This window comes from Pseudomonas zeae (assembly GCF_014268485.2).
Classification (GTDB): Bacteria; Pseudomonadota; Gammaproteobacteria; order Pseudomonadales; family Pseudomonadaceae; genus Aquipseudomonas; species Aquipseudomonas neuropathica.
In genome coordinates this window covers 3,451,583-3,465,584 of sequence record NZ_CP077090.1, presented here as the reverse complement: position 1 = coordinate 3,465,584, position 14,002 = coordinate 3,451,583, and the positions used below count along the sequence as shown (strand labels likewise).

The following is a 14,002-nucleotide window of genomic DNA, read 5'->3' as shown; positions in this document are numbered from 1 at the left end:
TCAGTCAACGGTACTCGATCGACCATGAACTCGCGAACCAATGTGTGAAGTCGGTAGGTGCATGGTCGATCAGCGTTGGGCATGGTGTGCTATCTCGGATATTCAAGTCATGAGTGAGAAATCGTGGGTCAAAATGCCGAAGGTTGATGCGATTTTTCCCAGCGCCTCTCAGAAAGAGGTCTGCGATAAGTTCGGTATGCCTGCGCAGATGCCTGAACCGATCGTGGCCTTGGCCACAGAGTCAGTAGGTCAATCACCGATCTACGGCACTCGAGTGCAGATACCCGAGGGATCCAATGTCAGCTGGTTCATACATTGCGGTGAATACTTGGAAGCAGACGACTTCTATAAACCGGTTCACATCAGCCATGTCATCGAAACGTTGCCCCAAGTGTTGAATTATTTATGCCTACCGGTCGGGGCCAAATTCATCATCGATGACTCAGGGTATGAAGATGTTTGGAAAGCCGAGTAAGTGTTAAGAGGTTCAGCGATGGCCAACCTGATTTCATTGTTCGACGGCCGACATGTAACCAAGATTTAGTCAAAGGAGTGACACCATGAAAGATGTAATCCGCTTGGGCGACTCCACCACTCACGGTGGCAAAGTGCTCGAAGCATTCTCTCGAACCGACCTCAACGGCAAGCCCATTGCAGGTGTCGGTCACAAGGTGAGCTGTCCACTTTGCAAGGGGGTTTTCCCTATTGCTGAAGGCAGCAGCACCTACACCGTTGATGGCACGCCCATCGCTCTGGACGGCATGAAAACCGCTTGCGGAGCTGCGCTCATTGCGAGCGGTCCGAAGGGCGCAGTGATCAGCTGATCCATCTAACTAGACCCGGGCTCAATTGCTAACGAGAGGCGACTTTCTGTCGGCTCCTCAAAGGCGATAGGCCTCGTGACATTCCGAATTTCCAAGCCTGCTCGCTGAAGACGCTCCCATGACGACCAATACCGCTGTCGCAACCAAACGTGAACCCCAAGTCGCCGTTGTTCCCCTGAATTTGATCATGGTCGAAGACGTCGGGCGCAGTGCGGCTCAATTCGATGCCTGGTTGCGAGAGATCAGTGGTGATCTTGTCACCTTGGAGCGCATTAAAACGGTGGCAGGGGCTCTACCTGTTGTCGGCAACATCATGGCATTGGTCGATGCGCTGAATGATGTCGTAACGCTTTCCAACAGTCCGAGACAAGACCCTCTCAATTGGGTCAGCTTGGGGATCAACCTGATCGGTGTTTTGCCCATGCCGCCGAACATGGCCGCCGCGCGCATGAGCTTGCGACCGACGCTGTTCCTTGTTCGACAGGAAGTCGCCAAGGTCGGAAAGCTGGTCTTGGGTGATGCGTTGATCAACGTGGTGGTTGGTCATCTGAACGCTGACATCGTGGGCGTGATCGATGATTTCGTTAAGCAGGCACAAGCCAAACTCAAAGAGTTGCTCAATGATGCAGGAGAACTAGGCGCGAAAATCCTCAACGAAATTGCCGTCGGCTTAGAGAGAGTTGTAAACGGACAACTCGACGCCAAAGGTAATTTGAAAGCCGCACAGCAGATGGCAAGCGCTGCCAGCAGCCAGTTGCTCCATGATCCGATGAGCGCAATCAGCAACATTTTTGGCGCCGCGGCGAACGTTTACACAGCGGCCGGCAAAGGTGTTGCCAACAGTGCGGCCGAGCATCTCCTGCCAGAGCAAGCGAAGAAGAAAGTTCTTGTTCATACGAAGTCGCTGCGCGCAATGGGACCTGAGTTGCGCACGCAGTTGAACAAGCTGAGTGACCCGGCCGTTCAAAGCTCGATTGGCGCGCTGTTGGTAGTGCTGGCCAGCGCCGTTGCAGCGTGGCGTATGCGCAATGCGCACGGGCAGGGCGGCAACGTCAAGCCAGGCATGACCAGTCAGTCCCGACGTGTTGCTAGCGACGGCAAGGTTGAAGTCAGCCGTGGTGAATCAAAGCCGAAGTCGCGCCCTAATGACGAGAAAAACGAAGTGTGTCCTGCGACCTGTAAGCGCATCAACTTTGCCATGGGTACAGAGACGTTTGATCACTCGGATTTCAGCCTGCCCGGCGCATTTCCCATTGATTGGACACGCACGTACTGCTCAGACCTTGGCGCCTATGATTCGGGCATCTTGGGAGCGCGCTGGATCACATCGCTTACGACGCGCATCGATGAGCAGGACGAAGGCCTGGTGTTCCACGATGCAGACGGTCGAAGTCATACCTATCCGCTACCCAAGATCGGCCAATTCCATTACGACGCGATAGAGAACATTACCCTGCTGCACGTTAGCGAGGGTCGGTTACTCCTATGCCGTGGTTTCGAGCGCAAGGAAACCTACAGCCGTCATGGGCGCAGTTACATGCTGGTCAGTGTCGAGTTACGCAATGGCGCCGGAATCATGTTGCATCATGAGCATCGCCACGGCGATGTGCCGGTCTTGTCGGACCTGATCACCTATCAGGAACATGACATCACCAAGGTTCACCGACACATCGGCACCATGGTTGATGGCTATGGCAGGTTGATTGGGCTGTGGGAGATCTGTGATGGCGTCCCACAGCGTCAGCTATGTGCCTATGAATACGATGCACAGAGCGACCTGGTTCTCGCCCAGGATGAGAACGGTGCGGCTTGGTCGTATCAGTATGAGTATCACCTGATTACTCGCTACAGCGACCGGACTGGGCGCGGCATGAATCTGCAATGGGATGGCACAGGCGCTGATGCCAAAGCTGTGCGCGAATGGGCTGATGACGGCAGTTTCGACACCCGTTTGGAATGGGACGAGAACATTCGTCTGACGTACGTCACGGATGCTCACGGCAACGAAACGTGGCACTACTACGACAGCCTGGGCTACACGTATCGGATTCGACACGCCGATGGCTTGTCGGAGTGGTTGTTCCGAGATGAGGCGAAAAACGTAGTCCGGCATGTGCATCCGGATGGGGCCACTGATCGCTATAGCTACGACGAGCGCGGCAATCGGCTTGAGCATATTCGCGCTGACAATAGCGTGGTGCACTTTGCCTATGACGACCATGACCAATTGATCAAAATCATGGACGCAGAAGGCGGGCTCTGGCTGCGCGCCTATGACGATGCTGGCAACCTCGTTGAAACGGTCGATCCGCTCGGCAACAAGACTGAATACGTCTATGACAAAAAAGGTTTGCCGATTGCCATCAAGGATGCCAATGGCAATGAGAAGACCCTCGAATACAACGACGCGGGTCAATTACTCAAATATGTGGATTGCTCGGGCAAGACCAGTGCGTGGGAATATGACGATCGCGGCTTGATGATCTGTGCAACGGATGCAGCAGGGCAGAGCACCGAGTACGAATACAAGGCTGGGCAGGTAGCGCTTATCAGGCACCCGGACAAAACAGAGGAGCGTTTTGAGCGCGATGCTGAGGGTAGGCTTCTGGCTCATGTCGATGGGTTGGATCGCTGTACGACCTGGAGCTACACGGCGGCGGGCTTCGTTGAAGAACGAGTGGATGCTGCGGAACAGACTTTGCGGTATCGGTGGGATCGGCTGGGACGTTTGCAAGCGCTGGAGAACCAGAACGAGCGCTCGGCGCAATTTCTCTACGACCCAGTAGGACGCTTGTTGACAGAAACAGGCTTTGACGGGCGCCTGACTCGCTACCAGTACGACATCGCTTCTGGACGCCTTTCAAAGGTCGCTACCGGTGACCGCATTGTGACGGTAGCGTACGACGAGATGGGCCGTGTAACGGAGCGTCTTGCTTCGCTTGGCGATGAGTCTCAAGCGGAGCGTTACGCCTATGACGGCAGGGGCAACATGATTCTTGCCAGTAACGCAGATAGCCGAGTGCAGTGGTTCCATGACCTTGCCGGCAATATGGTGCGCGAGCATCAGCATTACCTTGGTTTGGAGAAACCACTGGTTGCTGTGTGGCAGCATGAATACGACGTGCTTAACCAACGCGTGGCCACGATTCGTCCTGACGGTCATCGGGTCAGTTGGTTGACCTACGGCAGTGGTCATCTCTTGGCGTTGCGCCTGAACGAGCATGAGTTGCTGGGCTATGAGCGTGACGACATGCATCGCGAAGTGGCTCGGCATCAAGGCAATCGTCTTGTGCAGACGCAGAAGTGGGACCCGGCCGGGCGCCTGCAAGAACAACTGTTGGGGCGTAGTGATGACAAGTCGGTTTTGCTTAAGCGGGAGTACGCCTATGACGCCGCAGGCCAGCTAAACGAAATCAACGATACGCGCCGTGGCCAGTTGTCCTACCGCTATGATCCGGTGAACAGGCTGCTAAGCGCAGTGAATCGTTTGGGTGTTGAAACCTTCGACTTTGACCCGGCGGGTAACCTGCTCGATGAGAAGGCGGCAGAGAGTCGGCGGCCTTTGGAGTTGACTCCCCCGCGCAGCAAGTTGGTCGATAACCTGCTGCGCGAGTATGCAGGGACTCACTACGAATACGATGAGCGTGGTAACCAGATCAAGCGTTGGCGCGATGGTGCTTACAGCCAGATGCGTTGGGATCTGTTCGATCGACTGGTGCATTTCGAGGACGCCAGGCTTTCGGTGGAGTTTGCCTACGACGCCCTTGGGCGGCGTCTATTGAAGAACTCGAAGGTCCACTACAAGCAGCGGCCGGCAGCCGGCTCACTCTGGAATAGTGCAGAACACGCACGTTTGCAGCGGGACCATGGCTGCGGCTTTACGCTGTACGGTTGGGATGGCGATAACCTGGCTTGGGAAAGTCGTGCTGCTCAGCAAGATGGGGAGGCGGGGCGCACCATTCACTACGTGTTTGAGCCCGGAACGTTCATTCCTGTCGCTCAGGCGATGACGAATCATTCCATTAATCTGTTGGGGCTGCCTGAATACGACGAGGATTACAGCCTGGAGGATGATCCGCTCTGGAATCATTCCGCAGTGTCGCCCCCTATTGATGTGTTGACTTGGTATCAATGCGATCACTTGGGCACGCCTCAGGAGTTGACCGATCAGAACGGTGATGTGGTGTGGAGTGCTCAGTACAAGGCTTGGGGTGAGATACGGGAGGAGCGGTCGCAATGGGCGAAGCAGCAGGGTATTGCTAACCCTATCCGATTCCAAGGGCAGTACCATGATCATGAGACGGGGCTGCACTACAACAGACATCGCTACTATGACCCTACGATAGGTCGCTTTATCTGCCAAGATCCCATTGGCTACGCAGGAGGGATACATCTCTACGAATATGCTCCGAACCCGACTGGATGGATCGACCCGTTTGGGCTTGCTAAGTCTGGTCGTTGGGAGCAGGTCGGAAATGGTCGCATCCGCATAGACCCTCCTCATGTGGAAAATACCAACCAGCAAGTACACGCTCATTGTCAGTGCAAAGCGAGGCGTGCTGAAGTAGTGGTCAACAAGGACGGATCACAGAGCCATGGAACCAGGGGGAGCGTTTCGGAGCTTACGCGGAAAGAAAAAGATTATCTTCGAGAACAAGGATTCAATCTATGAAAAAGCTTGCCAAATTTACAGTTCACGGCACTGCTGTGAATAGTGACCAAGAAATAAAACTGGATGAAGTATCTATCTTGGCTGACCCTGAAACTTTGATGGAAATAGGTAGATTCTTGATCAGGGCATCAGAAGAAATGTCAGATAACGGGTTGGAGCACATGCATCTTCAAGATGTTATTGATGATTTCGATTATGAAAATAACGTTGATTTTATAGCGTTGAATGGCAAAGTCGTGAAGATCATTTAATGCTTGGAGTGGCTTTTAAATAAAGTATAGGGTGGAAGAAAAGTGTTTCTGCTCTATACAAAATTTGGTGATTGTAAGTCGAGTTATGGCACACGTTTACAATCTGCATCCCAGAGGTGGGAGGCCAGAAGCCTTCCCTCCTCAACAAGGTTCAGGACGCAAATCTGGACGAACACAATCCGCTCGTTGGGGCTTGAGTGTGATTCGCGGCTGCAAAGCTAGCGTGCCATCGGGCTGCAGTTTCAAGGCAGATGCCGCGGTTCTTCCCAACTCACGGTACGCCCAAAACATATAGGAACTGCTGCTGAAACCTGCCCCTGGAGTGGTCAGTTGAGGGAAAAACAGATACTGATCCTTCGGCCGTATCGTATTGGTGTTGTGGCCATAGTAAGCAGTCACGATACAACTGACCGGATATTCAAGTGTTTCGCATTTTTTGTCATTGAATGCACGTCTTACTGCCTGCTGGTCCCAACCCAGTTTAATCAGCCAAATGCGGCTCGGTGGTAGGCCGCTCTCCGGCGGCCAGATGACTTGTCCGGGCACCACGGGATTCAACCAGGCAGATGTGTTGTACCCCAGTAATTTTGAGTGTGGATTGCCAATCGCACCCTCGCACACTGTGTCGAGTTGCGTCAGTTCACTTGAGAACTTCAAGGTGACTTTTTCTTTCGCCAGCATGCTGCGCAGAGCGCAGAGATCCGCCATGCGTCCTTCAACATCGGCAGCAGCATCTACCACGATCACGTCGCGTGCTCCCCGACGCAGCAAGCTGTAGACCCCCAGGTTCTCTGAGTGACCACCATCGCTGAGGTGGAAGCGTTTCGGCGAATCTTGAAACGGGTTCTTTACCGTCTCGCCCCATTCGGCTAAGGGAAACATGAAGTTGCGCGGGGAGAGGGATTGCGCGTACTTCTCACCAGCGCCTTGTGCATCCAGCGCTGCGGCCGAGGCGCGAACTGAAGTGCCGAGATCAGCAATGCTGGGCACCCCACCGCGCAGGTATCCGGTGAGCTCTGAACCTTGACCAAAGGGTGTGATTTCGAAGATCCGACTTTGGTCAGTGCCGGCGCCTCGTGGGGCATTACTGGCATTCAAAATCCACAGGGGAATCTTGCCTGTTGATTTGTCCTCGTACAGTACCCTCAGTTGCTGCCATGTGGCTTTGGTGGGGTCCAGATGCCAGCCTGATGTTTGCGGTTTGCCGGTATCGTTCGTGTAGCTGAAGTCCTGATAAGGGCTGGTTCGGGGGTTGGGGTTTAGCGCCCAAGCTCGTTCGATACCGTACTGGTAGGCAGAAGGGACGTCCCCGGTTTTGATGAGAGGTGAGAAGAAGACTTCGCCTACACTGGTGATCGCTAGGCGGATCGTTTCCCACCACGGGGCGCCTTGAGCATTGCCAGTAGGAATAGTCTCTGAATATCTGAATACGTCCGGCCAACGCGAGAGGTGAACCTGGCGTCTGTATGGATCGCCTTCCCGAAAGTGCCTATTCTGCGTGCATTGCTCCATGGACTTGAATCCATCGGTGCCCTGGCCTGCGAGCTCCAATGCTTTTCGTATTTTCTGCTTAGTTTCGAAGCTGTCTTCGCCAGCGGTGGGTGGCTCCTGCCACCACAGAGGGACGCAATCGTTGAACATGTCGCTGTATGACGTGCCTGCTCTTCGCGCCTCTAAACGTTGGGTGTAATACCAGAGCGCGGTATAGCTTCCTCCCGAAACGGTGGACATGGCGTCGAGTTGGGCGAGAACACCGCTGTCATTCAATCCCTGGAGAACGCCATGCGCAAACATCGCTGCGCGCGTTCCACCTCCAGAGAGGGAAAGTCCCACGGCGATTGGGGCGCCGGACTGAGGTTCGGTCGCGTAGTCAGCACTTAATGTTTTTGCCGTGATCTGCGCCAGCGGACGCAGAGGTTTGACGCCTGGAGCTTGTCCCTTTCGACCTTCGTCCCACTTCTCGGGAATGGAGCTGCAGTTAGCAAGTACACCGACGAGGCCAAGCACTAGAAAATGCCCGGCGAAAGTGGCCACAGTCCTTGTCATGATCTCAGATCCTGGGTAAGTGCCGCGATCGGGTGGTGCAGCAGTTGAAGTATAGCTGCGAGTAGTCACATACACGTTGGCTTGATCAGGATGGATTGGTGGGGGACAAATCCCCGGCCATTTCTTGAAAAACATATTCGGAAATGACGCTTTGTCGTACGTAAGAACGACCTTAGACTTGCCGCCTTTTGAAAGGCCAACCAAGTGCAAGGAATGCTAAAAGTAAGACTGCTCTCACTGCTCCTCATCCCGTTGATAGGTGCCTGCACAGCACCGCGGATGCTAGATACTGCCACTACATCTGAGCGACTTAAGCCGTCGTCGGGTGATGCGACTGACAACTGCTTGGTGGGGTGTCCAACGGGCGGTAGCGAGATGACCTTGTATCGTCAGGCCTATACCCTGAACAACAACGGAACCACCAAGTTCGCGAACTGGGTGGCTTACAAGATTACGAAAACAACACCCGCCAGTGGGAGACCTCGTAATTGGAAGACCGATCCAGACGTACCCTCAAGTGAAACACTCACCCCCAGCGACTATAACGGGGCCAGCGCTGCTTTGAAGATCGATCGCGGGCATCAGGCGAACTTGGCGTCCTTGGGCGGGACGTCTGATTGGCAGGCGCTCAATTACCTGACGAACATCACTCCGCAGAAGGCGGATCTCAATCAGGGCGCGTGGGCTCGGCTTGAGGACCAGGAACGCAATCTCAGCAAAGCCGCAGATGTTGATGCGGTTTATGTGGCTACCGGCCCGCTTTATGAACGAGCGATTGGTTCGCTGCCTGGCACCACGAAGGGACACACAATCCCAAGTGGTTACTGGAAGGTCATCTTCATTGGTCGTACGCCTGCTACCGGTCTCTACGCCGCCTTCATCATGGACCAGAGTACTCCACGCGCGGCCAATTTTTGTGATTACCAGGCCACCGTTACGGAGGTCGAGAGGCGTTCCGGATTGAATCTGTGGAGCCGATTGCCTTCAGATGTACAGGCGGATTTGAAGGTGAAGAGAGGGCTTCTGCCATCAAGAATAGGTTGTGAAGTCTCTCAGCAGACTTCCGCCAGGTAGAGAGTCACGAACTGATAAAGGATAGGTGTGGATCTTCGATCCACACTGCTCCGGGCCGAGCCAACCAGCAGTATTACTGGCTGGCCGGCAATGGGTTCTTTATAGCTGGTGATCGTATCGAGCTATTTTCAACATGCCATAAACGTAGTTCAGTTTTTCTTCCGTTGGCTCGTCGTTGCGCAGCCATCGAACCTTGATGTCTAGATACTGTGCCCACTCAATCCCTTTCTTGAATCTGCGTCGACTGTCGTTCTTGGCGGCCACTTCGATGAATTGATTTACCAGGTCGTACTGATACTTGCCGGCACGGTATTTGGCATACTCAAACGCGACCTGATAGTGGTCTAGGGCTGCTACGAATTCACCTTGGCGGTAGTGGTAGACCGCCCGTAGCCAAGGTGCCATCCAGCATAGGTGGTCTTCAAGGCCAAGCGAGTTAATGCGCTCAGCGTATTCGTCGATGGTCGACCAGTGAGTGCATGGGTCATGCTTGAGGGTGAAGCCCTGGTTTAGCATGTCGAAAAACCCCTCAGGCGGGCTCAATAGTAGCGTGCGCTCATAGAGGTCCATGCGGGTGCATACTGCAAACCGACCGTATTCGATGGTCAGTGCAGCGATGATTTCATCCGGGATTGGGGTGCCAACATTTGCGCTTTCAATCTGCTGCAGCGTATCTGCTACGTGATCAACTTTTGCATCGAAAAAGCCCCAGAAATCACTACACGCATGTTGCCATGTCACCCAAGCCATCTCAGGCGACGCTTGTCTTTGCATCACCGGTTGTATCTCGGTTTTGAATTCGTTGACGTCCTCCGCTATCCATCGCGAGTAGTCTCGGAATTGATTGCAAACATCCTCCAGATACTTAACGTCGTACGCTTGGGAAATCAGCTCTGCGATGTAGCTCGTTACCCTGGCCAACACCAGGCTTGTCAGAACGCTCGCTTGAACGGGAGGAGGAATCTCTCGCCCGCACTCAGCGAGCGCCTTGAAGGAGTTTGTGAAGTTCTTTATCAGTGCTGGAAGGGCCGGAGGCGAGGGGTTTCTGATCCAGTTGATGGCATTATCAAGGTTGTGCTGAAGCGCGTAATCATCGGAGGCTGCGTTCTTTCCAGGATAATGAAACTGCGTCTGCGAAATGCCACAGCGAGCGTAAGCCCAGCGCATGACTTTAGCCAAAGGCATCGTCATCTCGCCGGCGCTGGTTATCGACGGTAGATACCAGAATTCGTCCTCGGGCGTTTCCAGTTGAAAGTCCGCGATTTTGTGCCGCAGCAGGCTCTGGTTCAGCGAGATCACTAGCAGTGGGACTGCCTTGATCGAGATAAAGTATCGAAGGGTCTGAGCTTTGCTCAGAAATGTGCCCTCAGTACGGACGATTTGGTTGTAGCCGTAATGCAGGGCAGACAGCGGATCACCTATGGCTTGCACCATCCGTGTACTGGGTAGGTAACCCATTAGCATGCCGCCGAGCAGTCGGACAGCTTCGCCAAAGTTCGAAGCCAGGTGACCTTCCTCTTTGGCAAGTCGCTCCAGCTGCTTCTGAATGTTTTTTTTGGCTGTTTCATCGAATTCATCACGATCCGCCTCCTTGCGAGGAAGCACGCCAAACGCATCGAAAGCGAGCCTGATCAATTCTCCCTGACTTGCGAAACAAACTTTTGAGCTCATATTGAATCCTCAATCACCCGCTCTAGACCGGGACGCGGTCCTAGCGTTGGTTAGGGTTCAACTGCTTGCCACGGTTACCGTGAACATGGGCATTCGTCGGGTTTGTACCCGAAGTTCCGCGGTTGTTGTTCAGAGCGTCAGATCTATCGTTACGCTGCTGGCGTACTGAATCGGCTGGCGTGCTTTTTTTGGACATGTGATTCTCCGAATGAGTAGGTAGGGCAGTTGAATGCTATCCACTGGATTCGGATGATGATCTAGGAAAATTGGCGACGAACTTTTCTGAAGGCGATTGGGAGGCTCCCACAGCCTTCATTGTTCGATGGATGTATCGATCAGCGCCAACGTCATCTTGATGAAGTCTTCATTTCGGTCGATCGCTGCGAGGGCTTCTCGGACATTCTCCGCAGTGTCTGATGAACCTTGCTGCTCAACCCAATTCGACAACTCCATGATGGCTGCCTCCAGTGCGAGTTGGTTTTCGTGGATCTTGGAGAGGAGCGGTGCCATCAAGTCTGAATTCGGCATATTTGACTCCGTCCGGATTGAAGGCGGTTAGGCCATGTTCACATCGAGAAAAAGCCCTACCGTGACGTAGGGCACTTTCAAGCGTTATTCCCCGAGTTTTTTGCGTACATCATCGGCCATCGGGCCAACTGCTTTAACTGCGGCCTTGAGCTGGTCAACGGTGACACCGAACTCCTTGGACCAATACTTCAACTCCCATTCTTCGGAAGTGTTCACTCGTTTTCCGTCTTGCGGCCCGCGGTTGTGCAGATCATCAGCCATGTCGATCTCCTTGGTTGTAATTGGGGGTTCTCAGAAGGCTTGAGCATAGGTCATAACTGAGATTTGGAGTCGCGATATGGGGACGGTAGGAGCGGCCGGCCACAACGGGTGGCCCGCTCTGATAAAGATGCTGAAGGATTGATGCGAGTGCTCTGGTGAGACTGCTGACGATCTATGGATGGCGAACCGGTTACCGCGCACCTGCTTACTAGGGTTATTTGTTTAGTGTTAGACGAGAAAGGGGGGCTGGAGAGATCACCGTAGAAGAACTTAACGCTTGTGGGGCTCAGGCAGATAAGTAGAGCGATTTGAATATCGAGCTACGTTTGATGGGAACCAATCTGTTAGATTTGATTTCAATTTAGTTGTGATCTCTACCCACCCACGAGGTTTCCATGTCCAGACTCGCAGAATTTCGCCAGCTCGAAAAACATCTCGCTGAACAGTTGCAGGCACTGGAGGCACTGAAGGGGGATGCCGGGCTAAAGAAGGAAATTGAGTTCGAAACGAAGATTCGTGATTTGCTGGCCAAGTACGGCTTCAGCCTCAAGGACGTCATCAACATTTTGGATCCCCAAACGGGCAGCCGCGCTTCAACAGCTCCCGCCAAAAAGGGCAGTCGTAAGGCGCGCCAGGTCAAGGTCTATAAAAATCCGCACAACGGAGAGACTATCGAAACAAAAGGCGGTAATCATCGTGGGCTGAAGGCTTGGAAGGAGCAGTATGGCTCTGACACAGTGGAGTCATGGCTCGGCAACTGATGAGAGGCTGAACAATAAAGAGCCCTGATGGGCTCTTCTTTCTGCTCTCTGGGCTTACGAGTTGCATCCTAACAGCACGTCCGACCCCATACTCTAGCCGTTATGCGCAAAAAACGACGAGCGGGGGAGAGGTGCTAACCTCTGCGCTATGAGTTCGGGATAGCAATCGTCGATGTATCCACATCCCAGGGCGTAGATATCAGAACGGGAGTTTCTGCAATTTCCCAATAGTCAGGAGCAAAGAGTTGGCCGAACGTAGTAAGTCCATATCATTACGTAGCGGAAACCAAAGCCTTTAGGCCAGTTTTATCCCTTGAAACGTTCGTTAATTTAGGTCACCAGAACTTCATGAACCATGAGAATTCACTCGCCGCCGCATTGAAGACCCTATGGAAAATTCCGCCTCCCAAGCCAAATAATTTTCGGTCCAGCTCAGAGTTTCTTGCGCTGAAGGCGCTGTTAATACAGCGCCTTCCTAATGGGAAAGCTAACTTCCTAGTGGAAACCTCTATCGGCCATGCGTTGAAGTCGCTCGGCCTACCATGCTGCAACACCTTCGCTCCTGACAACCCGCTGCCAGACTTTCAGGAGATGGCAGTACTGTTATCACGCGAGTTTGAGCGAACCACGATCAAGCGCAGATATCTCTGCCCACTTGATTTGGCTGATGATATTCCTGAGCTTCAGTTCGGAAATGCCCGAGTGAGATGTTTTACTTCTGTAGAGTTGGAGACAATATTCCAAAAGCCGCGGTTGACCCGTTTCTTCCCAAGCGATCAACTGGATTCGGCACGCCTTTCGGAATTTCATTGGTTGGTCGTGGAAGAAGAGGTGTCGATTGGGCAAGCTTCGCAGAGCAGAGGCTTTTCGTTTTTGGACTTTCGCATCGATAAGGATCTAGGTGAAATTACCCCTTACGGCGGCCGTTTCCCCGCGGTGGTCGAGCAAGCGCTGTTTTTCCTTCTTTTAGCCCCGTGGGAGGAATGGGCTCAGATGAAAGAGGTGGATTGGCGAGGCTTCAGACTCCCTTGGATTTATACCCTCGACGATGATTTGTGCTCCTTCCCGAGCCCGCCTCCAAACCCGGAAAGACTTTCGTGGGAGCCCCATTTCATTCAGATTGGACATGATGAGTGGGACGAAAGTGAGCGTCCACTGCGCCTTCAGAGCTTTGCAGAAGGAGCCGATATACTCGAAGCTCTAAGTCTATCGAAGTGGACTGATTTTAAGGATGCCCAGAGGTCAGACCTCTTCTCAACCCCGGTTGAGCACTTCATGGTGCGCGCCTTTCTTTCCGATGGTATTGATGAAGTGATGGCGCATCTCATCCTGATTGAGGCAGCGTTTGGAGCAGAGAGCGATCACAAACATAAGTTACGGTTGAAAACAGATCTACACAAGGAATCGGCAACGCGTCGAGTTGCTGCAAGGCTTAGCGCCGCAACGGGGCAGCCCATGTCAGCGAAACAGTACTTGGCGTTATACGAGTTGAGATGCACCTATATCCATGGGCGTGCAGATGATCGAGTGATTTCGACGGAACAACGTGTTGTGGCGCGCAAGCTGGCGCGAGAAGCAGCGAATTCGTTGATCGTGCTGGCTCAGCAGGGGAATACACGGGAAATGGTTCTGGCTGAGTTGCTTGATCGAGGTGTCGAAAATCTCCCTGTTGATCCTAACCGTCACCCCAAAAAACAGGAATGAACATTCTTAGGAAAGAACACTAATCGTCGGGTAAGGGAAAGAAACTTCAGTGACGGTAGACGCAAAAATTGTTCAATATCTGCCGGGAAGGGTAGTGCCGAAATGGCAAACCTGATCCTGACGTGTCTGTTGAGCGCTTTTAGGACGAAACTGCGGTTGTTACCTCATGAATGAGGCATCTCCCGAAGAAAGTAACCACGTCTCATGGGG

Annotated in this window: 11 protein-coding genes; 7 read left to right on the top strand and 4 right to left on the bottom strand. The window is 53.3% G+C overall.

All coding sequences use genetic code 11. The features are described from left to right. The first annotated feature begins 61 nt into the window (after window positions 1-61). The 4 genes from HU754_RS15125 (at window position 62) to HU754_RS15110 (ending at window position 5,747) form a co-directional block, all read left to right on the top strand. Window positions 62-475 (top strand): immunity protein Imm33 domain-containing protein, encoded by a 414-nt coding sequence (locus HU754_RS15125; RefSeq protein WP_367617431.1) that lies wholly within the window; start codon window positions 62-64, stop codon window positions 473-475. An 85-nt stretch (window positions 476-560) separates the two neighbouring features. After that, on the top strand, window positions 561-824 hold the full coding sequence (locus HU754_RS15120) for a PAAR domain-containing protein (RefSeq protein WP_130902052.1): 264 nt from the start codon (window positions 561-563) through the stop codon (window positions 822-824). Between the two features lie 118 nt (window positions 825-942). Further along, window positions 943-5,496 (top strand): RHS repeat-associated core domain-containing protein, encoded by a 4,554-nt coding sequence (locus tag HU754_RS15115; protein ID WP_186623181.1) that lies wholly within the window; start codon window positions 943-945, stop codon window positions 5,494-5,496. Then, on the top strand, window positions 5,493-5,747 hold the full coding sequence (locus HU754_RS15110) for an Imm32 family immunity protein (RefSeq protein ID WP_186623330.1): 255 nt from the start codon (window positions 5,493-5,495) through the stop codon (window positions 5,745-5,747). Before HU754_RS15115 ends, HU754_RS15110 begins: the two co-directional genes overlap by 4 nt. 141 nt (window positions 5,748-5,888) lie before the next feature. Here HU754_RS15110 and HU754_RS15105 read toward each other — a convergent pair whose 3' ends face one another. Further along, a complete protein-coding gene (locus HU754_RS15105; protein ID WP_186623180.1) occupies window positions 5,889-7,928 on the bottom strand; it encodes a patatin-like phospholipase family protein in 2,040 nt (679 codons plus the stop codon). Between the two features lie 78 nt (window positions 7,929-8,006). Between HU754_RS15105 and HU754_RS15100 the strand changes: the two genes are divergently transcribed. After that, window positions 8,007-8,867 carry a DNA/RNA non-specific endonuclease gene (locus HU754_RS15100; protein ID WP_186623179.1) on the top strand — a complete coding sequence of 287 codons (861 nt, stop codon included), beginning with the start codon at window positions 8,007-8,009 and terminating at the stop codon, window positions 8,865-8,867. Window positions 8,868-8,966: 99 nt separating this feature from the next. Here the strand turns inward: HU754_RS15100 and HU754_RS15095 are convergent, their stop codons facing one another. From HU754_RS15095 to HU754_RS15085, 3 genes are all read right to left on the bottom strand, one after another. Next, window positions 8,967-10,538: a hypothetical protein gene (locus HU754_RS15095; protein WP_186623178.1), complete on the bottom strand. Its 1,572-nt coding sequence runs from the start codon at window positions 10,536-10,538 to the stop codon at window positions 8,967-8,969. A gap of 312 nt (window positions 10,539-10,850) precedes the next feature. Next, window positions 10,851-11,066, bottom strand: a complete 216-nt coding sequence (locus tag HU754_RS15090; protein ID WP_186623177.1) for a hypothetical protein — start codon at window positions 11,064-11,066, stop codon at window positions 10,851-10,853. A gap of 84 nt (window positions 11,067-11,150) precedes the next feature. Continuing rightward, window positions 11,151-11,327 (bottom strand): DUF3606 domain-containing protein, encoded by a 177-nt coding sequence (locus HU754_RS15085; RefSeq protein WP_186623176.1) that lies wholly within the window; start codon window positions 11,325-11,327, stop codon window positions 11,151-11,153. A gap of 395 nt (window positions 11,328-11,722) precedes the next feature. Between HU754_RS15085 and HU754_RS15080 the strand changes: the two genes are divergently transcribed. Next, on the top strand, window positions 11,723-12,088 hold the full coding sequence (locus HU754_RS15080; protein WP_186623174.1) for a histone-like nucleoid-structuring protein, MvaT/MvaU family: 366 nt from the start codon (window positions 11,723-11,725) through the stop codon (window positions 12,086-12,088). Between the two features lie 348 nt (window positions 12,089-12,436). Beyond that, complete coding sequence (locus HU754_RS15075) at window positions 12,437-13,792, top strand: hypothetical protein (protein ID WP_186623172.1); 1,356 nt, start codon at window positions 12,437-12,439, stop codon at window positions 13,790-13,792. The last annotated feature ends 210 nt before the right edge of the window (window positions 13,793-14,002 follow it).

What these genes read in the sequence shown, in the direction of transcription:
- HU754_RS15125 (WP_367617431.1), top strand. Translation starts at nt 62, where the DNA reads ATGGTCGATCAGCGTTGGGCATGGTGTGCTATCTCGGATATTCAAGTC.
- HU754_RS15075 (WP_186623172.1), top strand. Translation starts at nt 12,437, where the DNA reads ATGAACCATGAGAATTCACTCGCCGCCGCATTGAAGACCCTATGGAAA.
- HU754_RS15095 (WP_186623178.1), bottom strand. Translation starts at nt 10,538, where the DNA reads ATGAGCTCAAAAGTTTGTTTCGCAAGTCAGGGAGAATTGATCAGGCTC.
- HU754_RS15120 (WP_130902052.1), top strand. Translation starts at nt 561, where the DNA reads ATGAAAGATGTAATCCGCTTGGGCGACTCCACCACTCACGGTGGCAAA.
- HU754_RS15110 (WP_186623330.1), top strand. Translation starts at nt 5,493, where the DNA reads ATGAAAAAGCTTGCCAAATTTACAGTTCACGGCACTGCTGTGAATAGT.
- HU754_RS15085 (WP_186623176.1), bottom strand. Translation starts at nt 11,327, where the DNA reads ATGGCTGATGATCTGCACAACCGCGGGCCGCAAGACGGAAAACGAGTG.
- HU754_RS15115 (WP_186623181.1), top strand. Translation starts at nt 943, where the DNA reads ATGACGACCAATACCGCTGTCGCAACCAAACGTGAACCCCAAGTCGCC.
- HU754_RS15080 (WP_186623174.1), top strand. Translation starts at nt 11,723, where the DNA reads ATGTCCAGACTCGCAGAATTTCGCCAGCTCGAAAAACATCTCGCTGAA.
- HU754_RS15105 (WP_186623180.1), bottom strand. Translation starts at nt 7,928, where the DNA reads ATGTTTTTCAAGAAATGGCCGGGGATTTGTCCCCCACCAATCCATCCT.
- HU754_RS15090 (WP_186623177.1), bottom strand. Translation starts at nt 11,066, where the DNA reads ATGCCGAATTCAGACTTGATGGCACCGCTCCTCTCCAAGATCCACGAA.
- HU754_RS15100 (WP_186623179.1), top strand. Translation starts at nt 8,007, where the DNA reads ATGCTAAAAGTAAGACTGCTCTCACTGCTCCTCATCCCGTTGATAGGT.